The sequence below is a fragment of the Streptomyces sp. HUAS ZL42 genome (genome assembly GCF_040782645.1).
Lineage (GTDB): Bacteria > Actinomycetota > Actinomycetes > Streptomycetales > Streptomycetaceae > Streptomyces.
On record NZ_CP160403.1, the window covers coordinates 3,795,853 to 3,820,544 of the forward strand.

At 70.5% G+C, this 24,692-nt stretch carries 21 protein-coding genes; 13 read left to right on the forward strand and 8 right to left on the reverse strand.

Features of this window, described 5'->3' with window-relative positions:
• Positions 1–209 precede the first annotated feature (209 nt).
• Together ABZO29_RS17230 and ABZO29_RS17235 are read left to right on the forward strand one after the other, a co-directional pair.
• A complete protein-coding gene (locus ABZO29_RS17230; RefSeq protein ID WP_367321079.1) occupies positions 210–719 on the forward strand; it encodes a SigE family RNA polymerase sigma factor in 510 nt (169 codons plus the stop codon).
• Positions 720–786: 67 nt separating this feature from the next.
• Entirely contained in the window at positions 787–2,028 is a 1,242-nt protein-coding gene (locus ABZO29_RS17235) for a hypothetical protein (protein WP_367321080.1), read from the forward strand.
• Between the two features lie 16 nt (positions 2,029–2,044).
• On the opposite strand, the gene ABZO29_RS17240 is transcribed toward ABZO29_RS17235, so the two are convergent.
• Positions 2,045–3,367, reverse strand: a complete 1,323-nt coding sequence (locus ABZO29_RS17240) for an Nramp family divalent metal transporter (protein ID WP_367321081.1) — start codon at positions 3,365–3,367, stop codon at positions 2,045–2,047.
• Positions 3,368–3,664: 297 nt separating this feature from the next.
• Between ABZO29_RS17240 and ABZO29_RS17245 the strand changes: the two genes are divergently transcribed.
• Positions 3,665–5,017 (forward strand): M14 family metallopeptidase, encoded by a 1,353-nt coding sequence (locus ABZO29_RS17245; RefSeq protein ID WP_367321082.1) that lies wholly within the window; start codon positions 3,665–3,667, stop codon positions 5,015–5,017.
• Here ABZO29_RS17245 and ABZO29_RS17250 read toward each other — a convergent pair whose 3' ends face one another.
• The 4 genes from ABZO29_RS17250 to ABZO29_RS17265 form a co-directional block, all read right to left on the reverse strand.
• Complete coding sequence (locus ABZO29_RS17250; protein WP_367321083.1) at positions 5,018–5,587, reverse strand: hypothetical protein; 570 nt, start codon at positions 5,585–5,587, stop codon at positions 5,018–5,020.
• Positions 5,588–5,814: 227 nt separating this feature from the next.
• Complete coding sequence (locus tag ABZO29_RS17255) at positions 5,815–6,225, reverse strand: RidA family protein (protein ID WP_367321084.1); 411 nt, start codon at positions 6,223–6,225, stop codon at positions 5,815–5,817.
• Positions 6,222–6,983 carry an IclR family transcriptional regulator gene (locus tag ABZO29_RS17260; protein WP_367321085.1) on the reverse strand — a complete coding sequence of 254 codons (762 nt, stop codon included), beginning with the start codon at positions 6,981–6,983 and terminating at the stop codon, positions 6,222–6,224. The genes ABZO29_RS17255 and ABZO29_RS17260 overlap by 4 nt, the downstream gene beginning before the upstream one ends.
• Positions 6,980–8,050 carry a sugar kinase gene (locus ABZO29_RS17265; RefSeq protein ID WP_367321086.1) on the reverse strand — a complete coding sequence of 357 codons (1,071 nt, stop codon included), beginning with the start codon at positions 8,048–8,050 and terminating at the stop codon, positions 6,980–6,982. Before ABZO29_RS17265 ends, ABZO29_RS17260 begins: the two co-directional genes overlap by 4 nt.
• Positions 8,051–8,186: 136 nt before the next feature.
• Between ABZO29_RS17265 and ABZO29_RS17270 the strand changes: the two genes are divergently transcribed.
• Positions 8,187–9,458 (forward strand): amino acid deaminase, encoded by a 1,272-nt coding sequence (locus ABZO29_RS17270; RefSeq protein WP_367321087.1) that lies wholly within the window; start codon positions 8,187–8,189, stop codon positions 9,456–9,458.
• Positions 9,459–9,469: 11 nt separating this feature from the next.
• A complete protein-coding gene (locus tag ABZO29_RS17275; protein ID WP_367321088.1) occupies positions 9,470–11,095 on the forward strand; it encodes an amidohydrolase family protein in 1,626 nt (541 codons plus the stop codon).
• A 22-nt stretch (positions 11,096–11,117) separates the two neighbouring features.
• On the opposite strand, the gene ABZO29_RS17280 is transcribed toward ABZO29_RS17275, so the two are convergent.
• Positions 11,118–12,011: a serine protease gene (locus ABZO29_RS17280; protein ID WP_367321089.1), complete on the reverse strand. Its 894-nt coding sequence runs from the start codon at positions 12,009–12,011 to the stop codon at positions 11,118–11,120.
• Positions 12,012–12,351: 340 nt separating this feature from the next.
• Entirely contained in the window at positions 12,352–13,365 is a 1,014-nt protein-coding gene (locus ABZO29_RS17285; RefSeq protein WP_367321090.1) for a hypothetical protein, read from the reverse strand.
• A gap of 126 nt (positions 13,366–13,491) precedes the next feature.
• On the opposite strand from ABZO29_RS17285, the gene ABZO29_RS17290 reads away from it, so the two are divergent.
• The 6 genes from ABZO29_RS17290 to ABZO29_RS17315 all read left to right on the forward strand — a co-directional run bounded on the left by ABZO29_RS17290 (position 13,492) and on the right by ABZO29_RS17315 (position 19,908).
• Entirely contained in the window at positions 13,492–14,703 is a 1,212-nt protein-coding gene (locus ABZO29_RS17290) for a pyridoxal phosphate-dependent aminotransferase (RefSeq protein WP_367321091.1), read from the forward strand.
• A 63-nt stretch (positions 14,704–14,766) separates the two neighbouring features.
• Entirely contained in the window at positions 14,767–15,183 is a 417-nt protein-coding gene (locus ABZO29_RS17295) for a hypothetical protein (protein WP_367321092.1), read from the forward strand.
• 307 nt (positions 15,184–15,490) lie between these two features.
• Positions 15,491–16,594, forward strand: a complete 1,104-nt coding sequence (locus tag ABZO29_RS17300; protein WP_367321093.1) for a hypothetical protein — start codon at positions 15,491–15,493, stop codon at positions 16,592–16,594.
• A gap of 14 nt (positions 16,595–16,608) precedes the next feature.
• The gene (locus ABZO29_RS17305; protein WP_367321094.1) at positions 16,609–17,784 is read left to right on the forward strand and encodes a toxic anion resistance protein; all 1,176 of its coding nucleotides are present in this window, start codon (positions 16,609–16,611) and stop codon (positions 17,782–17,784) included.
• Positions 17,781–19,319, forward strand: a complete 1,539-nt coding sequence (locus ABZO29_RS17310; RefSeq protein ID WP_367321095.1) for a substrate-binding domain-containing protein — start codon at positions 17,781–17,783, stop codon at positions 19,317–19,319. Before ABZO29_RS17305 ends, ABZO29_RS17310 begins: the two co-directional genes overlap by 4 nt.
• On the forward strand, positions 19,306–19,908 hold the full coding sequence (locus ABZO29_RS17315; RefSeq protein ID WP_367321096.1) for a hypothetical protein: 603 nt from the start codon (positions 19,306–19,308) through the stop codon (positions 19,906–19,908). Before ABZO29_RS17310 ends, ABZO29_RS17315 begins: the two co-directional genes overlap by 14 nt.
• 188 nt (positions 19,909–20,096) lie before the next feature.
• On the opposite strand, the gene ABZO29_RS17320 is transcribed toward ABZO29_RS17315, so the two are convergent.
• A complete protein-coding gene (locus ABZO29_RS17320; RefSeq protein ID WP_367321097.1) occupies positions 20,097–21,941 on the reverse strand; it encodes a phosphoenolpyruvate carboxykinase (GTP) in 1,845 nt (614 codons plus the stop codon).
• Positions 21,942–22,268: 327 nt separating this feature from the next.
• On the opposite strand from ABZO29_RS17320, the gene ABZO29_RS17325 reads away from it, so the two are divergent.
• A complete protein-coding gene (locus ABZO29_RS17325; RefSeq protein WP_367321098.1) occupies positions 22,269–23,015 on the forward strand; it encodes a hemolysin III family protein in 747 nt (248 codons plus the stop codon).
• A gap of 116 nt (positions 23,016–23,131) precedes the next feature.
• Positions 23,132–24,691: an MFS transporter gene (locus tag ABZO29_RS17330; protein ID WP_367321099.1), complete on the forward strand. Its 1,560-nt coding sequence runs from the start codon at positions 23,132–23,134 to the stop codon at positions 24,689–24,691.
• Position 24,692 lies beyond the last annotated feature (1 nt).

Consider the following 24,692-nt stretch of genomic DNA (forward strand, 5'->3'; position numbering starts at 1 on the left):
CCCCCCGTCCTCGCGCTGCGATGTCTCGTCGTACCGAAACCTACCGACCGTAAGCCGGCCGAGCCGCACCCCGGTACCCGTTCCCGTCGGCCCCCGCTGTGCCCCCGCCCTGAACCTGCCCTCACCGGGCTGTGAAACATTTCCCGGGCGCCACCGCATCAGTGAAGTGAGGGCGGTCCGGGGCGCCACGGCGACAGGGGGAACCACGCATGAGACAGGTCCGCGCGGACGAGTACGCCGAGTTCGCGGCGGCGCGCGCCGGGCATCTGTACCGGTCCGCGTGTCTGCTCACCGCGGGGGACACGCACCTCGCGGAGGATCTGGTGCAGGAGACGCTCGGTCGCCTGTACGTGCGGTGGGGGCGGGTGTCGCGGGTCGGCAATCCCGCCGCGTACGCGCAGACCGTCCTCACCCGGACCTTCCTCGCCCATCTGCGGCGCCGCAGCAGTACCGAGCGGGCGACGGACGTGCTGCCGGAGGTGGCTCATGCCGGCGACGGCGACATGCCCCTGCGGCTCACGCTCCTGGAGGCGCTCGGGCGGCTGCCCGCCAAGGACCGGGCCGTGGTCGTCCTGCGCTACTGGGAGGACCGCTCGATCGAGGAGACCGCCGACGCCATGAACGCCAGTTCGGCGGCCGTGCGCACGCGGTGCGTGCGGGCTCTCGGCCGGCTGCGCGAGCTGCTGGGCGAGGACCTCGGCGAGTACGCACGGCCCTGACCCCGACCCGCTTCGGTCCGACCTGTTTCCGACGCACCACTTCAACCCCGCGAAAAGGTGGTTTGCCATGCCCCTTGACCAGCACAGCGACCCCTTCGAGGACCGGCTCTCCGCCGCCCTGCGCAAGACCGGCGGCGCCTTCGACACCGACCGCGCCGCGCTCGCCGCCGCCGGCCGGGTCCGTGGACGGCGGCTACGGCTGCGGCGACGGGCCACCGTCGTGGGTGGGGCGGCCGGTCTCGCGCTCGTCGGTGTGGGCGGGGCGCTGCTTCTGCCGGGGGCCGGTTCCGACGACCGGCGGGACCCCTCCGTCGCCTCGAGGCCGAAGGCCAGTGCCACGGCCGCCACCAAGCCCGTCACCGGCGACGAACTCATCCGTACGCTCGAGGATCTGCTGCCCGAGGGACAGATCAGCGGCCAGGAGGGGCGCGGCGCGGACGAGTCCCCGCTGGCGCCGTACGCGCGGGTCGTCTTCGACGACGGCAAGGGCGCGGGGGCCGTCGGAGTCGGCCTGGGCCGGGTCGAGCCGGGCAGCGATCAGGTGCGGCAGATCACGACCTGCCCGGACAAGACGTTCACCCCGCACGACACTTGCTCCACGACCCGGCTTTCCGACGGGTCGATGCTGATGATCTTCCAGGGGTACGAGTATCCCGACCGGCGCGTGGACACCAAGTGGTGGAACGCGGAACTGGTCACCGCGGAGGGGCAGCACGTCTCGGTGAGCGAGTGGAACGCCGCAGCCGAGAAGGGCGCGCCCACCAGCCGGGCCGAACCGCCGTTGACCGTCACCCAGTTGAAGGAACTGGCCACCGCTCCCGTGTGGCGCGGATACGTCGATTCCGTCCCCGAGGACCCCAACAAGCCGACCGCGACACCGAGCGCTCCCGTGGCCATCACGGGCGCCCGTACCACTCTTCTCGAGCTGCTGCCCAAGGGGCTGGACGTGATGGCCAGGAGCAGCGACGACACCGACTTCGCCTACGCCGTCGTCGACGACGGCAAGGGCCGGAGCCTGGTCCAGGTCAACGTGCAGGCCAACATGCTGGACGTCGCCGGCGAACTCTTCGGCGAGGGTTCCGAGACCCTGGCGGACGGCACCCGCGTCGCCGTCCGCCAGGGTCCCGGCGACAAGGGGGTGGCGGGTGTCGTGATGTGGACCGTCGACACCATGCGGGCCGACGGGCGGCGTGTCGTGATCAGCGCCTTCAACTCCGGCACCCAGCACGACGCCGCGACCCGCAAGACCCCGGCCCTCACCATCGAGCAGCTCCGGACCATCGCCCTCAGCCCGCAGTGGTGGAAGTAGGACGGGCCCCGGTCCGTCAGAAGAACTCCGACCACGGCTGGTCCCAGATCTGCTTCACGCACAGGACCAGGAACAGCAGCCCTGCGATCGCGAGCATCACGTTGCTCAGCGGACCGTTGCGCCATTCCCGCGGGGTGCGGGGGGAGTTGAGGAGCCACATCAGGGTCCCGGCCAGGAAGGGCAGGAACGCCGCGCCCAGCACGCCGTACAGGACGACCAGGCGGAAGGGCTGGTCCTGGAAGAGGAGCACGATGGGCGGGAAGGTCAGCCAGAGCAGGTACGCGCGGAACGGCCAGGACCGTTCCCGCTCGCCGGTCGCGACCTCCTCGCCCGTCGCCGGCGTCCGGCTCCGGTAGCGGGCCACGAAGTCCGCGAACATCAGGCTCACGCCGTGCCAGACGCCGATGAGCGAGGTGTAGGAAGTGGCGAAGAAGCCGATCAGGAAGAATGTGGCGGTGACCGTGCCGTAGTTGTCCTCGAGGATGTCGCTCAGCTGGATGAGGCCCTTGTCGCCGCTCGCGATGGCCACGTTCGCGGAGTGCAGGAGCTCGGCGCCGACGAAGAGCATGGCCACGACGAAGATGCCGGTGGTGGCGTACGCGACCCGGTTGTCGAAGCGCATGACCTTCATCCACCCCGTGTTCGTCCAGCCCTTCGCGTTGACCCAGTAGCCGTACGCGGCAAGGGTGATGGTGCCGCCCACGCCGCCGATCAGGCCGAGGGTGTTGAGGACCGAGTCCTTCTCGTCGGGCAGGACGGGCAGCAGTCCCGCGAGGGCGTCCGGGATGTTCGGGGTGACGCGGATCGCCAGGTACACCGTCACCACGAACATGACGCCGACCAGGACCGTCATGACCTTCTCGAAGACCGCGTACTTGTTGAACCAGACGAAGACCAGACCGACCAGGCCGCAGGCGATGGCCCAGCCCTTCAGGTCCATCACGCCCGGGAACAGGGCCTGCAGCGGCAGCGCGCTGGACGACATCGCCGCCGCGCCGTAGACGAAGCCCCAGATCACGGCGTAGACGGCGAAGAAGTACGTCGTCCAGCGGCCGAGGCTCGCCCAGCCGTCGAAGAGGGTGCGGCCGGTGGACAGGTGCCAGCGGCCGGCCGCCTCGGCCAGGGAGATCTTCACCAGGCAGCCGACGATCGCCGCCCACAGCAGGGTGTAGCCGAAGTTGCTGCCGGCGATGAGCGTGGCGACCAGGTCACCGGCGCCCACGCCGGTCGCGGCGACCACGATGCCGGGGCCGATGTAGCGCCAACTGGACTTGCGGGGGGCAGAGTCGATGTCGGATGGTGCCTCGGTGTCCGTGGGGTCTCCCGTGGTGTCCGCCATGAAGGTCAAGAAAGCCCAAAGGTGCGGGCGCGACAAGAGGGCACGCGGGGACTTACCCAGCACCTTCGCACAATTCCGGCCATCGGCCCTTGGAGACTTGCTCTTGACCTGCTCATGCCATAAGCAGACGATGAGCGGCACACCCGCACAGCACACCCGCACAGCACACCCGCACACCCGCACACCCGCACACCCGCACACCCGCACCAGCACGTCGTACGTCGCACGGAAGAACCACCCCCCGCTCCACTCCCCACGTCCGGAGACCCCGGACTCCTGGAGAAACAAGGAGATTTCATGCGACTTCGTATACGCGGCTCAGGCGCGCGCGGCGGCAGCGGCAGACGTACCGCCGCGATCGCGACCCTGCTGGCCCTCGCCCTCGCCGCCCCCGTCACGGGGACCGCGACAGCCGACGGCGCACGGAAGGCGACCGCCTCCGCCGACGACATCCGGCAGTACGAGATCCACGTCGACCACAACACCCCGGTCACCCGTACGGCCATCGCCGCGGCCGGCGTGTCCGTCGACGAGGCCGACGAGGAGACCGTGGTCGTCTCCGGCCGCTCGGCACAGATCGCCAAGCTGCGCCAACAGGGCTACGAGGTCACGCCGTTGGGTGCGGCCCCGAACCGGGTCGCCGAGGACGAGGTCCGGCTCTACGACTTCCCCTCGGCCGACTCGAAGTACCACAACTACGCCGAGATGACCGCGGAGATCGACCAGCGGATCGCCGCCTACCCGAGCATCATGAGCAAGCGGGTGATCGGCAAGTCGTACCAGGGCCGGGACATCGTCGCCATCAAGATCAGCGACAACGTGGCGACCGACGAGGCCGAGCCCGAGGTGCTCTTCACCCATCACCAGCACGCTCGTGAGCACATGACGGTGGAGATGGCGCTGTACCTGATCCGCGAGCTGGGCGCGGGATACGGGAGCGACTCGCGCGTGACCGGCGTGGTCAACAGCCGTGAGATCTGGATCGTCCCCGACCTCAACCCGGACGGCGGCGAGTACGACATCGCGACCGGCGCGTACCGTTCGTGGCGGAAGAACCGGCAGCCCAACTCCGGTTCGTCGTACGTCGGGACCGACCTCAACCGCAACTGGAACTACCGGTGGGGCTGCTGTGGTGGCTCCTCGGGCTCCACGTCCTCCGAGACCTACCGCGGCGCCTCCGCCGAGTCGGCGCCCGAGGTGAAGGTGGTCGCCGACTTCGTACGCACCCGGGTCGTGGGCGGCAAGCAGCAGATCAAGGCGGGCATCGACTTCCACACGTACAGCGAGCTGGTGCTGTGGCCGTTCGGGTACACGTACTCCGACACGACGACCGGGATGACGGCGGACGACTACAACGCCTTCAAGACGGTCGGGCAGAAGATGGCCGCGAGCAACGGCTACACGGCCGAGCAGGCCAGCGACCTGTACATCACCGACGGGTCGATCGACGACTATCTCTGGGGTGCGCAGAAGATCTTCTCGTACACCTTCGAGATGTATCCGAGGTCCAGCTCCGGGGGTGGGTTCTACCCGCCCGACGAGGTGATCGAGCGGGAGACGTCCCGTAACCGGGATGCTGTCCTGCAGTTGCTGGAGAACGCCGACTGCATGTACAGGTCGATCGGGAAGGAAGCCCAGTACTGCAGCTGACTACTCGGTGTCCTTCTCGGCGTCTTTCTCGGCGTCCGACTCGGCGTCGTCCTCGAAGTAGGCGTCGAGCACCGCGTCCAGTTGCTCCTCCCACTCCTTGAAGCGCTCCCTGGCCGTCGCCTCGATCTCGATCGGGTACCAGCGGCGGTCGGGGGTGTGCACCGTGATGGTGAACCGCTTGCCGAAGCGGGGGGCCTCCGTCTCGATCGCGCCGATCTCGTCCCAGCGGAACTCGCACTCCTGGTCGTCCAGGAAGAGCCGTACGCCCGCCCGGTCGGCGATCATCTTCGCGCGGCGGTCGGAGGCCTCGAAGACGGGGCCGTCGGGGGCGGGCCGGGCTTCCTCGGCTTCTTCCGCCGAATCCGACTCCTCGGGCTCGGCGGACTCCTCCGAAACCTTGACGTCTTCGACGTCGTCCGGCTCGGTGAGCTCCTGCGCCGCGGCGTCGCCCTTCGGCTCGGGGTCGCCCTTCGGCTCGGCGGACACGGGCGTCGTGAGCCCGGGGATGTGCGCCGGGCTGACGGCGGCGACGTCCAGGGGCTGGCTGTTGGGACCTATGCGCTGTTCCACAGCGGGCAGTATGGTCGATGTCCCTGTGCCAGGAACAGCCCGGTCCCGAACGCTCGGGCTCTGCGCCCCCGACCCCACCCCCGACACAACGACCGGGGCGCTCATGTCGGTGCGCTCGGGGGCCTGCCTCAACGCGAACCCGGTGCCGCAGGGCTACGACTGCACGCTTTACCCGGCATACATCTGCGTGGTCCGGGCGTGACGGCTGGTGAAGTTGAAGCCGGCCGTCAGCTCAGGACGGCTAGCGCGTCGATCTCGACCAGGAGCCCGGCCGGAAGGCCGACGTAGACCGTCGTGCGGGCCGCGGGCGGCTGCGTGAGCGCCTGCTCCTCGAAGTACGCGTTGTAGATCTCGTTCATCTCGGCGAAGTGGTCCACGTCCGTCAGATAGACGCGGATCATCATCACGTCGTCCCAGCTCGCGCCGCCCTCCTCGAGGATCGCCTTGACGTTGGCGAGGGTCTGGAGGGTCTGCTCGCGCAGGGTGGGACCCGCGGGCGTGGGCGGCCGGCCTTCCTGGGCCGGGAGGAAGCCGACCTGGCCGGCCACCTGGAGGATGTTGCCCTTCTTGACGCCGTGGGAGAACTTGGCGGGCGGGGTGGTGTGGGTCTTGGGAGTGAGCGCGATCTTCTCGGTCATACGGTGTCCTTGACTGGCGTTCTTCCGGAGTACTCGCCGCTGACCGCGTCCGCCGTGCGGCGCACCAGCGGGAGCAGGGTGAGGAGTTCGTCCGCGGTGACGACGACGTTCGGCGCGGAGACCGACATCGCGGCGACCACGCGGCCGTCGGCGCCGCGGATCGGCGCGGCGACGCAGTTGATGGACTCCTCGTGGCCGCCCAGGTCGGTGGCCCAGCCCTGTTCGCGGACCCTCTCCAACTCCCGTAGGAAAGCATGGGCGTTGGGGGTCGAACGGGCCGTGTACATGGGGTAGTCGAGCTTCTCCGCGAGAACGCGGCGCTCGGGCTCGGGGAGGTCTGCGAGGAGGAGTTTGGCGACGGCCGCGACCGTGATGGCGACCGGCTTGCCGATCCGCGAGTACATCCGCACCGGATAGCGGCTCTCCACCTTGTCGATGTAGAGGACCTCGTTCTCCTCGTACACGGCGAGGTGCACGGTGTGCCCGCACTGCTCGTTCAGCCGTACGAGGTGGGGGTGGGCGATCTCGCGGATGTCGAGGTTCTCCATCGCCTCCTGGGCGAGGGCGAAGAGGCGGGCGCCGAGGCGGTAGCGCTGGTCGGACTGGCGGTACACGAAGCCGTGCTCGTGGAGCGTGCGCAGGAGGCGCAGAGCGGTGGACTTGTGGACGCCGAGACGGTCGGCTACCTGGCCGAGGTCGGCGGGGCCTTCCGCGAGCAGCGGCAGGATGTTCAGCGCGCGGTCGACGGTCTGGCTCATGGGGTGCGTACCTCCTCCTCGGCCCGGCCCGCTGCCCGTGTCCAGCCAGGGCCGAGTCGAAGTCTCCCCCACGATTCGTCGTCGAGGGCGGAGAGGCTGTCCGCGTGGGCGCGGCTGGGTGGTGCGGCCAGGTCGCCGGGGACGGTGAGGGCGGCTGCCGCCATGAGGTGACCGTGGCGGAGGCGGTCGCGGAGGGGCAGTCCGCGGAGGGTGGCGGAGAGGAATCCGGCGGCGAAGGCGTCGCCTGCGCCGACGGCGGCGACGACGTCGACGCGGAGGGAGGGGACGAGTGTGACGGTGCCGTCGGCGTCCTCGAGGCCCTCCGTGTCCTTGTCGAACGCGAGGGCCCCGCCCCTCCCCTGCTTGACGACGACGAGCTCCGGCTCGGGCAGCGCGTCGCGGACGGCACGGGAGCCGTGCAGGCCCCAGGCGGCGCGTGCCTCGTCGGCCCCGACGAAGACGATGTCGGCGCGGCGCGCGAGGTCGAGCAGCGAGCGCCGGCCGCCGGTGTCGCGCCACAGGCCCGGCCGGTAGTTGACGTCGAAGGAGATGAGGGGCCGTCCGGGCCGGGGCTCGGTCAGCTCCCACACGAGGTCGAGACAGGAGTCGGACAGCGCCGCCGTGATCCCCGACAGGTGCAGCACGCGCCCGGCACGCACCGCCGCCAGGTCCAGGGTGTCCGCGGACATCGCCGAGGCCGCCGACCCGGCCCGGTAGTACGCGACCTCGTGCGCGTCGGTCGCCCGGTCCCCCGCCGTGCGGAAGTAGATCCCGGTCGGGCGGGCGGGATCCCGGCGGACGGAAGCGACGTCGACGCCGTACGCCCCGATCGCCTCGACCAGGTGGTCGCCGAACCCGTCGTCCCCGACGCTGCTGACCCACCGGGCCGTATGCCCGGCCGCCGCCAGCACGCACGCCACGTTGGACTCCGCACCGCCGATCGCCCGGTCGAAGGACGGTACGTCGGCGAGGCGTCCCGGCCGGGAGGGCAGGAAGGTGACCATGGACTCGCCGAGCGCGACGACGTCCACGACGTCGGGGGCATTGCGGGGTCCGTTGGTGGTCACGATCGTCGGGGCTCCCAGTGCTGGTGCGGTGTCGGCGGCTCCGTTGACCCCGCGTTGGCCGAGATGTTAGACAGCAGTGAGCGACATGCGCAATGCTCGTTGCAAATATCGCAACACACCTGATCAGGGAGGTTCCATGAGCTCCGAGGCGCTCGCCCGACTGGCCGAGGAACGCGTCGACCACCGTTTCAAGGGCCTCCCGCCCGACGCCGACGGACTGACCGTCGGCGAGTTGGCCGCCCAGCGCCGCAACCTGTTCACCGGCGGCTTCGCCACCCCCGTCCTCGCGCTCTCCGCCGAGCGCCTGGAGCACAACCTGAAGCTCATGGAGACGTACGCCGTCCGGCACGGCCTCACCTTCGCCCCGCACGGCAAGACCTCCATGGCGCCCCAGCTCTTCCGAAGGCAGATCGACCACGGCGCCTGGGGCATCACGCTCGCGGTGCCGCACCAGGTGCGGGTGGCGCGGGCCTTCGGGATCCGGCGGGTGTTCCTGGCGAACGAGCTGGTGGACCCGGCGGCCCTGCGCTGGGTCGCCGCCGAGCTGGCGGCCGACCCGGAGTTCCGGTTCATCTGTTACGTCGACTCCGTGCGCGGAGTGGAACTGATGGACGCGGCCCTGCGCGGGGCCTCGCGCCCCCTGGACGTCGTGGTCGAGCTCGCCGCCGGCGAGGGCGCCCGCACCGGCGTCCGTACGGAGGCGGAGTGCGCGGCGGTCGCCGACGCGGTGGCGGGCACGGAGACCCTGCGACTGGTCGGCGTCGCGGGCTACGAGGGCGAGGTCCCGCAGGCGGACCCGGAGCGGGTGCACGCGTGGCTGCGGCGGCTGGTCGCGCTGGCCGTCGACTTCGACAAGGCGGGACGGTTCACCGCAGCGGGCCTCGACGAGATCGTCGTCAGCGCGGGCGGCAGCGCCTGGTTCGACGCGGTCGCCGACGTCTTCGCCGCGATCCCCGAACTCTCCCTCCCCGTCCTGAAGTTGCTGCGCTCTGGCGCCTACGTCTCGCACGACGACGGCCACTACCGCAAGCTGACCCCCTTCAACCGTGTCCCCGAGGAGGGCGCCCTGGAGCCCGCGTTCCGCCTGTGGACCCAGGTGGTGTCACGGCCCTCCGCCGACCAGGCCTTCGTCAACGCGGGCAAGCGCGACGCGGCCTACGACCTCGACCTGCCCTTCGCCCAGGTGGTCCGCCGGGACGGCACCGAGCACCCGGCCACCGGCATCTCGGTCACCGCCCTGTCCGACCAGCACGCCTGGCTGCGCACCAACCCGGAGGCGGACCTGGAGGTCGGCGACTGGGTCGGCCTGGGGCTGTCCCACCCGTGCACGTCCTTCGACAAGTGGCCGCTGATCCCGGTGGCCGAGGCGGACGGCACGGTCGTCGACTACATCCGTACGTTCTTCTAGAGGGGCCCGCGATGGAGGACCTGGTCGTCCGGGACGCGGACGTCGTGGACGGCACCGGCGCGGACGCGTACCGCGCGGATGTCGTGATCGACGGCGGCAGGATCGTCTCGATCGTCAAGGAGGCCGCGGCGGCCGGATGCCAACGACCGAAGGCGGTACGGGAGTTGGACGCGGAAGGTCTCGTCCTCTCCCCCGGCTTCATCGACATGCACGCCCACAGCGATCTGGCCCTCCTGCGCGACCCCGACCACAGCGCGAAGGCCGCGCAGGGGGTGACCCTCGAAGTCGTCGGGCAGGACGGGCTGTCGTACGCACCCGTCGACGACCGCACGCTCGCGGAGGTCCGCCGCGCGATCAGCGGCTGGAACGGGTACGGCGACGACATCGACTTCGACTGGCGGTCGGTGGGCGAGTACCTGGACCGGCTGGACTCCGGTTTTGCAGGGCGGGGCATCGCGGTCAACGCCGCGTATCTCATCCCCCAGGGGACGGTCCGTGCGCTCGCCGTCGGCTGGGAGGACCGGGAGGCGACGCCCCGGGAGCTGGAGCGGATGCGGCGGCTGGTCGCCGAGGGGATGGAGCAGGGCGCGGTCGGCATGTCGTCCGGGCTCACGTACACGCCCGGCATGTACGCCGAGGACGCCGAACTGACCGAGCTGTGCCGGGTGGTGGCGCAGTACGGCGGCTACTACTGCCCGCACCACCGCTCGTACGGCGCCGGGGCGCTGGAGGCGTACGAGGAGATGGTCGCCCTGACCCGGGAGGCGGGCTGCCCGCTCCATCTCGCCCACGCCACGATGAACTTCCGCGTGAACAAGGGCCGGGCTCCGCAGTTGCTGGCCCTGCTGGACGACGCGCTGGCCGCCGGAGCCGACATCACCCTGGACACCTATCCCTACACCCCCGGCTGCACGACGCTCGTCGCCCTGCTGCCGAGCTGGGCGAGCGAGGGCGGCCCGGAGGCCGTTCTGAAGCGGCTGGGCGACGAGCAGACCGCCGAGCGGATCCGCCACGATCTGGAGGTCGCCGGCGCGGACGGCTGTCACGGTGTGCCCGTCGAGTGGGACACGATCGAGATCTCGGGAGTCGGCGACCCCGCGCTCGGCGGCCATGTCGGCCGTACGGTCCAGGAGTCGGCGGACCTGCGTGGCGAGGCGCCCTGGACGACCGCCCGGCGCCTGCTGGTCGAGGACCGGCTGGGCTCGACGATCCTCCAGCACGTCGGCCACGAGGAGAACGTGCAGGCCATCATGCGGCACCGGGTTCACACCGGCGGCTCGGACGGCATTCTGCAGGGCAGCAAGCCGCATCCACGGGCGTACGGCACCTTCCCGCGGTATCTCGGACGGTACGTGCGGGAGTTGGGTGTCCTGTCGCTGGAGGAGTGCGTGGCGCGTCTCACCGGGCGTCCGGCGGCCCGGCTCCGGCTGCCGGACCGGGGGCTGGTCCGTGAGGGGTACCGGGCCGACCTGGTGCTCTTCGATCCGGAGACGGTGGCGGCGGGCTCGACCTTCGAGCAGCCGCGGGCGCTCCCGACGGGTATCCCGTACGTCCTGATCGACGGGCGGTTCGTGATCGAGGACGGGCGGCGCACGGACGTACTGGCGGGGCGGGCGGTCCGTCGCAGTCCCGTGTGACGGGCCGCCGCCCTGCCGAGCCCTACGGCTTGGGCAGGGTGCACCCGCTCGCGCTCAGGTCGAGCTTGTTGTCGACGCCGAAGCAGGCGGGTATCTGGTAGGTCTCCTGGGCGTAGTTGATGCCCTCGCGGACGGTCACGTTGCCGTTCGCGTCGACCTCACAGGGGTTGTTGTCCGTGCAGCGTTCGCCGTCCTCGTTGCCGGTGTTGTTGACGGCGACGACCTTGCCGGTGGACTGGTCGATGACGGGCGAGCCCGACGTACCACCGATCGTCTGGCAGGCGGAGGTGTAGCGGACCGAGTCCTTCCAGGTCCAGGCGCCCTCCTTCAGGCGGTACACGAACCCGTCGATGTTGCAGCTGTACAGCCGCTTCCAGTAACCGGAGGCGACCGTGATGGCGGTGCCGGCGGTCGGGTGCGTGTCCTGCACGGTCAGCGCGCTGATGCCGTACGTGCTCCTGATGGACGCGTAGGTGCGGGTGAGCTGGTAGATCGTCACGTCCGTGTCGGTCATCGTCGAGTACGCGACCTTGCTGGCGCGCAGGGTCCCGACCCGGGTACCGGCGGAGTTGAGCAGGCCGAAGGAGCGGCTGGAGGCCTGGTCGACGATGACCTCGCCGGGCTCCGGGAAGCCGGTCTCCAGGCAGTGGCCGTTGGTCATCACCAGCGCCGGGTCGTCGTCCGCGGAGTTCGGGAAGCGGACGACGGAGCCGGAACAGTTGCTGAGCGACACCGTTCCGGCGAAGTTGACGGCCTGGAGGGTGGGTGCGGCCGCGGTCTTCACGGCGGCGGCGGTCGTGCCGGTCGCCATCTTCCCGACCGCACCGTCCGCGGGCGCCGGTGCGGCGACCGCGGGCACCGCGCCGGCCCCGGCGATCGCCAGGGCGAAGAGCGCGGCAACGAGAGGCTTTCTCATGTGGGGGTCCCCTCTTGCGACGGGGCGACCGGAGATTCTCCGGCCGCCCGCTGATTTGTCATGCGCATTGTGAGTCGCAAGAGATGAACGGGCAAGGAGTTGTTTTCGGCCTGGGCAGGCTGACGTCTTCCCGTCACCGGGCCGCCGCAGGGCGAGCGCCACGACCTCCGGCGCCCCAGGCGCCGCAAGGCGGGCGGGATTCGTCAGCGGATCGTCGGGCGCCGGGGCGACACTGATCGGCTACCGCTGCCGCCCTGCGACTCGAACCGCCGGACAGGCCCATGCAGTGGCCGGATTTGGCGCACACCCGCCCTCTAGGTCATGCGCCCTGCCGAGTCGGCTACTTGGGCCCCTTCGTGCTTCCCTGCCCCTGCCCCCTGCTGTCGGAGTTGCCGGGACCCGAGTCGCTCGGAGCCGATGTGGTGGAGGTGGGCCGGGGAGCGGTCGAGCCGGCGGACTCCGTGGCCGAGGGGTCGCCGGACTTCTTCCCGTCCGCCGACGCGCTCGCCGACGCACCGGAGGACGCGGTGCCGGTCGGTGGGGCCGTGTCCGAGGCACCGGAGGCCGGACCGGCGCTCGCAGCCGGATCCGTCGGCGTCACGGAATCATCCGTGGCCGAACGCGTGCCGCCGTCCTGCGCCCCGCCGGCCGAGGATCCCGACAAGGAGAACCCGGCGATCAGCGCGGCTGCCGAGACGGCCCCCACCGCGCCCGCGGCCAGGGCGATGCGGCGCCGGTTGCCGCGCCGTCTCTGCGCACGTCGGCCCGTACGGGTGTCCGGGTCCGCGGCCGCCTCCCAGTCGGACTCGGTGCCCGGGCCGCCGGCCTCCCAGGCGCTGGGCTCGGGCCCGAGCCCGCCGGCCTCCCAGCCGGACTCCGCCCCATGCCCCCCGGCCTCCCAGCCGGACTCCGCCCCATGGCCCCCGGCCTCCCAGCCGGACTCCACCCCATGACCCCCGGCCTCCCAGCCGGACTCCACCCCATGACCCCCGGCCTCCCAGCCGGGCTCCGCCCCATGCCCCCCGGCCTCCCGGTCGTCTGCAGCCGGGTGGTCGTCGGCCTCCCGGTCGCCTGCGGCCGGACGGGGACCGGCCTCCGGGCCGGGCTCACTCCCCTCGGACATCCGGGGCAGCTCGGCCGTCTCGTCGTACGCCATCTGCCAGCCATGGGCGGCCGCCGGATCGACAAATTTGTCGTACGACGGCGTCGGCGGGGCGGCCGGGAGGTACACGTTCGGCGGCCCCTGGGAGTCGTCGCCCTCCGGGTGGGGTCCGTGGCTGTCGTACGCGCCGGTCGCGTTGTTCGCGGCATTCACACCGTGCGCCCCGCTTTCGTACTGGGGTGGCCTGGGCATCGCCGCGCATTGTAGAGACGTGTGGGGTGTCTGAGACAGCTACCGGCGATAACCACCCAAACCGCTGCGTCTCACGTGGCGGAAAACACCGCCCAAAAGGCGTTACCGGGCCGTAAGCTCCCAGACATGCAGGTGATCCAGTCGACCAAGCTCGCCAACGTCTGTTACGAGATCCGGGGCCCGGTTCTCGAGGAGGCGATGCGCCTGGAAGCGGCCGGTCACCGCATCCTCAAGCTCAACACGGGCAACCCGGCCGCCTTCGGCTTCGAGTGCCCGCCCGAGATCCTCGAGGACATCCTCCGCAACGTTTCGTCGGCGCACGGCTACGGCGACGCCAAGGGCCTGCTCGCCGCGCGCCGGGCCGTCGTCATGCACAACCAGACCCTCGGCATCGAGACGGACGTCGAGCACGTCTTCATCGGCAACGGCGCCTCCGAGCTGATCGTGATGGCGATGCAGGCCCTGCTGGACGACGGCGACGAGGTGCTCGTCCCGGCTCCCGACTACCCCCTGTGGACGGCGGCGGTCTCGCTGTCCGGCGGCACGGCCGTGCACTACCGCTGCGACGAGCAGTCCGACTGGATGCCCGACCTCGCCGACGTGGAGCGCAAGGTCACCGACCGCACCAAGGCGATCGTCATCATCAACCCGAACAACCCGACGGGCGCGGTGTACGACAAGGCGGTGATCAAGGGGCTGACCGACATCGCCCGCCGCCACAACCTGCTGGTCTGCTCCGACGAGATCTACGACAAGATCCTTTACGACGGTGCCACGCACACGCCGACCGCGGCCGTCGCGCCGGACCTGCTGACGCTGACCTTCAACGGCATGTCGAAGGCGTACCGGGTGGCGGGGTACCGGGTCGGATGGATGTCCATCTCCGGCCCGCGCGCGCACGCGGATTCCTACATCGAGGGTCTGACGATCCTGGCGAACATGCGGCTGTGCGCGAACATGCCGGGTCAGCACGGCGTCGTGGCCGCACTGAGCGGCCGGCAGACCATCAACGACCTGGTGCTGCCCGGCGGGCGGCTGAAGGAGCAGATGGACACCGCGTACGAGCTGCTCACACAGATTCCGGGCGTGACCTGCGTACGGCCGAGGGGGGCGCTGTACCTCTTCCCGCGCCTCGACCCCAACGTGTTCAAGATCAAGGACGACCGGCGGATGGTCCTGGATCTGCTGCGACAGGAGAAGATCATGGTCGTCCAGGGCTCCGGCTTCAACTGGCCCGAGCCCGACCACTTCCGGGTGGTGACGCTGCCGACGGTCGGCGACCTGCGGGACGCGCTGGGGCGGATCGGGAACTTCCTCGACGGCTACAGCCAGCCCTGAAGGGCTCAACTTTAGACGAAATCTAAGCTAGGATGACTTCTGTTCGAGCTCAGGAGGCCATCCATGTACGAACCGATCCGCACCAAGTCGGTCCACAGCACGATGGCCGGCACCACCTCCGACTTCCCCCACCGGTCGCGCGAGGAGGAGCTGGACATCCAGCTCGCGGGTCACCTCGCGGCTCTGCTCGCCGTCACCGACGAGCTGCGTGCGGCGGCACCGTCCGACGCCCTGGACACCGCGGCGGAGCGGCTCGCCGCTCAGGTGACCCGGCTGCGGGGAGGACATGCGCCGGCCCGCGCGTCCGGCACCTTCCGCACGTCCGACGTCACGGCCCTGCACCGGCGTGCGCACGCACTCGCCGGGCGGGCACTGGTCGTGGCGGCCTCCCGCGCCGACACGGCGGCGGCGATCCTCGCCGCCGAACAGATGGACGTCCACACGGCGGCCCTGGAGCCGCACGCACTCGCATCCCACTGAGCCCCACCGGGCTCCCCTCGACGGCCCCGGTCCGCGTGCACCCGCAGCGACGCGCGGACCGGGCGCCACAGCACTGCGTCGGCTTGAGCAGCGTCCCCTTGTGACGCCGGGCCGAGCAGTGTGCCTCATCCGTAGCACACGCTGCGCGTCGCAAAGGACCGCTCGGCACCGCCGGAATCCGCCGTAGTGGCGGATCGCCGTTGCGGCGGAGTTTCTTTCCGCACCGTGCGGCGGAAAGCTGCACCTTCAATTCCAGTTGAGTACCGGGACAGGTACGTCACCTCCCGTTCACCCCCGGCGACGGGGAATGTTGGGTTCCGCGAGCACTCTCCCCCACGTGAGACGTATCGCAGGAATCGTCCTCGCGGTGCTGCTGATCGGTGGCGTGGTGGCCGCCGTCGTCGCAGGCCGGGACAACGAGGACAAGGGCACGGCAACGAAGACCGTGCGGATGGTGATCGGATCGGAGAAGGCGGAGTTCTTCGCCGATCCGGACGTGGTGAAGGCCCTCGCCGCCAAGGGCTACACCGTGAAGGCCGAGACCTCCGGGTCCTGGGCCATGGAGGGCCTCGGCCTCAAGGGGTACGACCTGGCCTTCCCGTCCAGCCAGGCGCCCGCCGTGGAACTCGCGAAGAAGTACGGCGTGACGCAGACCCTGCAGCGGCCCTTCTACTCGCCGCTCGTCGTCGTGGCGCACCGCAACGCCGCCACCGTACTGGCCGCGAACGGCCTCGCCACCCTCGACGAACACCGCGGCACCCTGAAGATGGCGGCCTACCTCGACGCCGCCCGGCAGGACCGCACCTGGCAGCAGCTCAAGGGGGCTGAGAAGTACGGCGAGTTGACCGGCACCCTCTACATCGCCAGCACCGACCCGGAGTCCTCCAACTCCGGTGCCCTCTACCTCGCCGCCGCCTCCTACGTCGCGAACAGCGGCCGGGTCGTGGCGAGCGCGGCCGACGTCGACCGCACGGCGCCCCTGATGCGCAAGCTGATCGGCGTCCAGGGCGCCCAGCAGGCCGGCACGGACGCGGCCTTCCGGGACTTCGTCAGCGGTGCCGGCAACCCGCTGGTCCTGGTGTACGAGTCGCAGGTCGCCGCCCTCCTCGGCGAGGGGCAGAACCCGGGTGACCTCGTGGTCCTCTACCCGGACACGACCGTCAACAGCGACCACACCGTCGTCCCGCTCACCGACGACGGCCGCGCGCTCGGCGAACTGCTCAGCACCGACCCGCGGTTGCGCAAGCTGGCCGTACGGCACGGCTTCCGGCCGCAGGGCGCCGGTGCCGAGTTCGCGTCCGCGGATGCCGACCGCGGCGCGTACCTCAACCAGGGACTGACCGGTGTCCGGCAGGCGCCCGTGCCCACCTCCGCGGTGCTGCACGAGTTGGCGCGCCGGGCCCGCGGATAACGGGGGAACAGTAAATGACCACAGACAACGACACCTTCACGCTCACACCGCCCGAGGCCGTCGCACCCGTGCCCCGGGAGAAGGCCGGCGGGCTCGTCCCCGTCGACGACGGCGTCCGTACGGACATGGCGCGCAGGGCCTCCGAGTACGTCCGGGGCCTCGCCGTTCTCGACGCCCGCTCGCCCGAGTTCGCCGGCAAGGTCGGCGAGATCACCGCGCTGGGCGCCGGCGAGATGCGCACCGCGACGGCACAGTCCAACCGGATGCTGGAGCGCACCGTCCGCTCCCTGCCGTCCAAGGGCGGGGACGCCCAGTCCCAGGTCGCGGGCTCGCTCGTCGAACTCCGCCGGGTCGTGGAGGACCTGGACCCGCGCGACCTGCCCGCGGCCAAGGGGCGCAAGTTCCTCTCCCGGCTGCCCGGCGGCAACAAGCTGCGCGACCACGTCGCCAAGTACGCCTCGGCGCAGGGCACCCTGAACAGGATCGTCGGCTCGCTGCGCGGCGGCCAGGACGAACTGCGCCGCGACAACGCGGCGTTGCAGACCGAGCGGGTCCGCCTGTGGGAGACCATGGGCAAGCTCCAGGAGTACGTCGTCCTGACGGAGGCCCTGGACACGGCGGTCGAGGAGCACATCGCCGGTGTGGAGGCGACGGATCCCGCGCAGGCCGACAGCCTGCGCGCGGACGTCCTCTTCCCCGTCCGGCAGAAGCACCAGGACCTGCTGACCCAGCTCGCGGTGTCCGCGCAGGGCTACCTGGCCATGGACGTCGTACGCCGCAACAACGACGAGCTGATCAAGGGCGTGGACCGCGCGGCCACGACGACCGTGTCCGCGCTGCGCATCTCGGTGATGCTGGCCTCCGCCCTCGACAACCAGAAGAAGGTGATCGAGCAGGTCAACGCCCTGCGCGGCACGACCGAGGACCTCATCCGGGGCAATGCGGAGATGCTGGCGACGCAGAGCGGGGAGATCCAGCGCATCGCCGCCGACCCGGCGGTGGGTGCCGAGACGCTGCGGTCCGCCTTCCAGCAGATCTACCGCACGCTCGACGCGATCGACACCTACAAGGTGCAGGCGACCGAGGCGATGGCCGCGACCGTGGAGTCCCTCACCTCCGAACTCCAGCACGCGAGCGCGTACCTGGAGCGGAGCCGGTCGCAGGGTGCGCTCGAAGGGGGGCTCGGATGACACGACGCGCACTCGCCGTCGCCCTCGCCGCGACCGCCCTGCTGACGGCCTGCTCGGCGCAGAAGGACCACGAGGACCCGAACGCCCCGGTCCCGGGAACCCTCCGCGTCCTCGCCTCCAGCGAGCTCGGCGACATGACGCCCGTCCTCGCGCAGGTGGAGAAGAACACCGGCATCAAGGTCCGCCCCACCTACATGGGCACCCTCGACGCCGTGGAGTTGCTTGCCAGGGGCAGGACGGACGGGCGGTACGACGCCCTGTGGCTGTCCTCCAACGACTACCTCCGGCTGCGTCCCGAGGCGGCGAAGAAGGTCGTCTCCGAGACCCCCGTGATGTCGAGCCCGGTCGCCGTCGGTGTCAGGCCGGCCACCGTCACAGCCCTGGGCTGGAAGCCGGAGGACGTCACCTGGGCCCAGGTCGAGCAGGCCGTCCGGGACGGGAAGCTGACGTACGGCATGACCGATCCGGCCCGCTCCAACTCCGGTTTCTCCACGCTCGTCTCGGTGGCCTCGGCACTCTCCGGCGCCCAGTCCGCCCTCACCGACGCGGACGTCACCAAGGCGACTCCGCGGCTGAAGGACTTCTTCCGGGGGCAGAAGCTGACGTCGGGTTCGTCGGGCTGGCTGGCCGCCGCGTACCAGCGGCGCGGGAACGTCGACGCGCTGCTGAACTACGAGTCCGTCCTCGAGGGCATCCCGGGCCTCACCGTGATCCGCCCCCGCGACGGCGTCGTCACCGCCGACTACCCGCTGACCTCCCTCGCCGCGACCGACGCCGCGACCCGCGAGGACGTCCGCCGGCTGACCGAGGCCCTGCGCACGCCGGAGATCCAGCGCGCGATCACCACGAAGACCCACCGCCGCCCGGTCGTCCCGGCCGTGCGGCCGGCGACCGGACTCGACACGAGCAGGCGGCGCGAACTGCCCTTCCCGGGCAGCCGTTCCGTCGCCGACGGGCTGCTCGACTCGTACGAGAACGAGCTGCGCCGCCCGTCCAGGACCGTGTACGTCCTCGACACCTCCGGCTCGATGGAGGGCGACCGGCTGCGGCGGCTGAAGCAGGCGCTCACCGACCTGACCGGCGACTTCCGGGACCGCGAGGAGGTCACGCTGATGCCGTTCGGGTCGGACGTGAAGAGCGTGCGGACGCACGTCGTCAGCCCGTCCGATCCGCAGTCCGGCCTCGACGGGATCCGCAAGGACACCAGGGAGCTGAACGCCGACGGCGACACCGCGATCTACACCTCGCTGCAGAAGGCGTACGACCATCTCGGCACCGACGACCGGGACACGTTCACGTCGATCGTGCTGATGACGGACGGCGAGAACACCGCGGGCGCGGATGCCGGTGACTTCGACGACTTCTACCGCGGGCTGAGCACCGCCCGGCAGCAGATCCCCGTCTTCCCCATCCTCTTCGGCGACTCCGACCGCTCCGAGCTGGAGCACATCGCCGAGCTGACCGGCGGCCGCCTCTTCGACGCCCAGAAGGGCTCGCTGGACGGCGCCTTCGAGGAGATCCGTGGCTACCAGTAAGCTCTTCGGCTACCTCGAATCCCGCAAGAACATCGCCGGCAGCGCGTGCGGCCTGGCGGGGCTCGTTCTGACCTTCACGGGGGCCGCGGGCCCGTACTGGCCCGTCGTGGTCGCGGGTCTGTACGGCGCGGGCGCGCTGATCGCCCCGCCGGAGCGGCCCGCGCTGCCCGACTTCCCGGATCCCTCTGCCCAGCTCGACGAGGTGCGGGGCGACTTCGAGAAGCTGCGCGGCTATCTCGCGGACGTCGAACTGCCGCCCGCCGCCTCCGGCCGGCTCACCGAGCTGACCGGCCTGGTGGCCGCGCTGCTCGACCCCGGCTGGGTCACCGAGGTGCTCGCCCAGGACCCGGAGGGCGTGCACACGCTCTCCCGGGCCGTACGGCAGGACATCCCGGAGGCCGTCGACACCTTCGTACGGACGCGGTGGTGGACGCGGCTCACGCCGGGCACCGAACCGCCGGAACGCCATCTGGAGCGCCAGCTCGGCCTGCTCCACGAGGAGGCCGAACGGCTCGCGGCGGCCCTGCGGGAGACGGAGGCGCTGCGGCAGGAGTCGCACACGCGGTACCTGGAGGACCGCTCGAAGTAGGAAAACGCAGGCGAGGGCCTGTCGTCCCCTTCCCGCCGGGGCGGACGGGACGGGGACGACAGGCCCGGGGCCCCGCACGTCGTTGTGCGGAACCTCGCCGGTCTGGGGTGCTGGCACCGCGGCCGGCCGTGACGATGTTGCTGGTCAGGGCACACTCGGAGCCGGCCGCGGCGTCTTGGGGGGCTGTCTCAGCCCAGGCGCTGCACCAGTGCGCGGTACTCGTCCCACAGCTCCTTCGGGGTGTGGTCGCCGAAGGTGTTGAGGTGCTCGGGGACCAGGGCGGCCTCCTCGCGCCAGACCTCCTTGTCGACGGTGAGAAGGAAGTCCAGGTCGGAGTCGGCCAGTTCGAGACCGTTCGTGTCCAGCGCGTCCTTCGTCGGCAGGATGCCGATCGGGGTCTCGACGCCCTCGGCCTTGCCGTCGAGGCGCTCGACGATCCACTTCAGGACGCGGCTGTTCTCGCCGAAGCCGGGCCAGACGAACTTGCCCTCGTCGTTCTTGCGGAACCAGTTGACGTAGTAGATCTTCGGCAGCTTGGACTGGTCCTTGCCCTTGGCGACGTCGATCCAGTGGCCCATGTAGTCGCCCATGTTGTAGCCGCAGAACGGCAGCATGGCGAACGGGTCGCGGCGCAGCTCGCCGACCTTGCCCTCGGCGGCGGCGGTCTTCTCGCTCGCCACGTTCGCGCCGAGGAACACGCCGTGGTTCCAGTCGAAGGACTCCGTCACCAGCGGGACCGCGGTGGCGCGGCGGCCGCCGAAGAGGATCGCCGAGATCGGCACGCCCTTCGGGTCCTCCCACTCGGGCGCGATGATCGGGCACTGCGCGGCGGGGACGGTGAAGCGGGCGTTGGGGTGGGCGGCCGGGGTCTCGGACTCCGGCGTCCAGTCCTTGCCCTTCCAGTCGGTGAGGTGGGCCGGAGTCTCCTCCGTCATGCCCTCCCACCAGATGTCGCCGTCGTCCGTCAGCGCCACGTTGGTGAAGACCGAGTTGCCCCACAGCGTCTTCATCGCGTTGGCGTTGGTGTGCTCACCGGTACCGGGGGCGACGCCGAAGAATCCGGCCTCGGGGTTGATCGCGTACAGGCGGCCGTCCTCGCCGAAGCGCATCCAGGCGATGTCGTCGCCGATCGTCTCGACCGTCCAGCCGGAGACCGTGGGCTCCAGCATGGCGAGGTTGGTCTTGCCGCAGGCGCTCGGGAAGGCCGCGGCGACGTACTTGGACTCGCCCTGCGGCGGGGTGAGCTTCAGGATCAGCATGTGCTCGGCGAGCCAGCCCTCGTCGCGGGCCATGACGGAGGCTATGCGCAGGGCGTAGCACTTCTTGCCGAGCAGGGCGTTGCCGCCGTAGCCGGAGCCGTAGGACCAGATCTCACGGCTCTCCGGGAAGTGCGAGATGTACTTGGTCTGGTTGCAGGGCCACGCGACGTCCTCCTGGCCCTCCTCCAGCGGGGCGCCGAGCGAGTGGACGGCCTTGACGAAGAAGCCGTCGGAGCCCAGCTCGTCCAGGACCGGCTGTCCCATGCGGGTCATCGTGCGCATGGACACGGCGACGTAGGCGGAGTCGGTGATCTCGACGCCGATCGCGGAGAGGTCGGAGCCCAGCGGGCCCATGCAGAACGGGACGACGTACATGGTCCGGCCGCGCATCGAGCCGCGGAACAGGCCCTGCTCGCCCTCGACGCTGTTTTTTTCTCCAGTGAAGATGGCCCGCATCTCGGCGGGGTCCTTCCAGTGGTTGGTCGGGCCGGCGTCCTGCTCCCGCTCGGAGCAGATGAAGGTCCGGTCCTCGACCCGGGCGACGTCGGTCGGGTCGGAGGCCGCGTAGTAGGAGTTGGGGCGCTTGATCGGGTCGAGTTTCCGGAAGGTGCCCTTCGCCACGAGCTCCTCGCACAGTCGCTCGTACTCGGCCTCGGAGCCGTCACACCAGACCACATTGTCCGGCTGCGTCAGTTCGGTGATCTCGTTCACCCACGAGATCAGCTCCTGATGGTTGGTGGGGATGACGGGGGGAGCCGCGAATGTGCGCGCCACGGTCGCTCCTAAGTGAGGGTTTTTGTCCTGTTATGCACTTTGTTGCCCCGTGGGGGCTGCGACCCGGATGCTGCTCGGAGATGATCTCCGGCGCTCATCCGGTGCCGACCGCACTCATTTGATCATCCGACGGGACTGCGCATCTGTCCAGAGGGCCGCACAGGTGAGCGAAGTGAGGATCGCCACGTGTAGGGGCGTCCTTTTGCGTCCACATGGCGTTCAGCCGAAGGTTCTTTGGCGCAACTCCCGTGAGATGATGGCCACTCTTCATCGGTCATACAGTCGTACTGATTCGTAACTTACGGTTCCGTAGGTACGATGCGGCGCATGACTGCGTCCGCCCCCGACGCGCCCAGGGAATCGCCGGCCGCCGGCCGCGGTCCCGTCGCGCCCTCCCTGCCGCACCAGATCGCGCAACACGTCTCGCACCAGCTCGATCCGATCAAGCCCAAGCTGCGCGGCTGGCTGCATCTCGGCATGTTTCCGGCCGTCCTCGTCGCGGGTCTGGTGCTCACCGCCCTCGCCGACTCGACGCGCGGACGCATCGCCTGCGGGATCTACGTCCTGACCGCCTGCCTGCTGTTCGGCGTGAGCGCGCTGTACCACCGGGGCAACTGGAGCCCGCGCATGGACGGCATCCTGCGCCGGCTCGATCACGCCAACATCTTCCTGATCATCGCGGGCACGTACACCCCGCTGACCCTGCTGCTCCTGCCCGGTAGCAAGGGTCAGTGGCTGCTGTGGGGCATCTGGGCGGCCGCGCTGGCCGGCATCGTCTTCCGCGTCTTCTGGGTGGGTGCCCCGCGCTGGCTCTACACCCCCTGCTACATCGCGATGGGCTGGGCGGCCGTCTTCTTCCTGCCGGACTTCATGCGCACGGGCGGCATCGCGGTCCTGGTCCTGGTGATCGTCGGCGGCCTCCTGTACAGCGCGGGTGGCGTGATCTACGGCATCAAGCGGCCGAACCCGTCACCGCGCTGGTTCGGCTTCCACGAGGTGTTCCACTCCTTCACGCTGGCAGCCTTCGTGGTGCACTACGTGGGCATCTCGCTGGTGGCGTACCAGCACGCGTAGCCCCGCCTCACTCATGGCCACGGCTTTCCAGCCGTGGCCATTTTTGTATGCCCGAAACCCTTCAGGGAGTCCCTGGCGATTGACAGTTGCATGATTTTGAGAGTTACTTTCATTTCATGGTTACTGTCACACAAGCCTCCGAACCGGGGCGCGACCCCCGCCGCTGGTGGGCCCTGGGCGCCCTGGTCGCGAGCATGCTGACGCTCGGCTTCGACATGACGATCCTCAACGTGGCGCTGCCGACCATGGCGGCGGACCTCGGCGCCACCACCGGCGAACAGCAGTGGATGGCGGACTCGTACGTCGTCGTCTTCGCCGCGCTGATGCTCCCGGCCGGACTCCTCGGCGACCGGTTCGGGCGGCGGCTGATGCTGATCACCGGGCTCGGGATCTTTCTCGCCGGTTCACTGGCCGGCGCGCTGGCCGGGGACGTGAACTGGGTCGTCGCCGCCCGCGCGGTGATGGGCGTCGGCGCCGCGCTCGTCACACCCCTCGCCATCTCCGTGCTGCCCTCGCTCTTCGGTCCCGACGAGCGTTCCAAGGCGATCGGCGTCATCTCGACCGCCTCCGCGCTCGGCCTGCCGCTCGGCCCGATCATCGGCGGCTGGCTGCTGAACCACTTCTGGTGGGGCTCGGTCTTCCTGGTCAACGTGCCGATGGCCGCGATCGGCATCGCCGCCTGCGTCCTCCTGCTCCCCGAGACGCGCGACCCGGCCTCCCCCAGGGTCGACACCGTCTCCACCGCGCTCACCGCCACCGGTCTCGGCGCCCTCGTCTACGCGATCATCGAGGCGCCCACCCGGGGCTGGGGCGACCCGCTGGTCCTCGGGATGTTCGGTGCGGCCGCAGTGCTGCTCGCCGCCCTGGTGCTGCGCGAGCGCCGGGCCGCCCGCCCCATGCTCGACATGACGCTGCTCGCCCACCGCGGCTTCCTGTTCAACACCGTCGCCGCGACCCTGGTGATGTTCGTCCTGTCCGGCCTGCTGTTCCTCCTGCCGCCGTACCTGCAGGCCGTCCTCGGCAACGACGCGCTCGGCACCGGCGTGCGCCTGCTGCCCATGATCGGCGGACTGATGGTCTCCGCGAGGACCGCGCCGCCCGTCTCCGCCCGGTTCGGCTCCCGCGCGGTGGTCAGCGCGGGCATGGTGGTCCTCGCCTTCGCCGCGGTCCTCGGCAGCCGTACGACGGTCGACTCCGGCTACGGCTACACCGCGCTGTGGCTCGCAGTCGCCGGCCTGGGCTTCGGCCTCGCGCTCGTCCCGGCCATGGACGGCGCCCTTGCCACCCTGCCCCGCGACCGCGCGGGCAGCGGCTCCGGCCTGCTGATGACACTGCGCCAGGTGGGCGCCGCGATCGGCATCGCGCTGCTGGGCAGCCTGCTCGCGGGTGTCTTCCGCGACCGGCTCGACGTGACCGGGCTGCCCGCGAAGGCCGCGGAGACCGCCGGGGACTCCGTGGTCGCCGCGCATCTGATCGCCGAGAGGGCGGGGTCGGCCCACCTCGCGGCCTCGGCGAACAGCGCGTACGTCCACGGCATGGGCCTCGTGCTGCTGGTGTGCGGGGCCGCGTCGCTGGTGGCCGCCCTGCTGGCCGCGGCGTTCCTGCCCAACACACCCCGGGCCAGGGCCACCGAGGCACCGGACGTGGCCGCCGCGCAGGCCGATGCCCGACAATGAC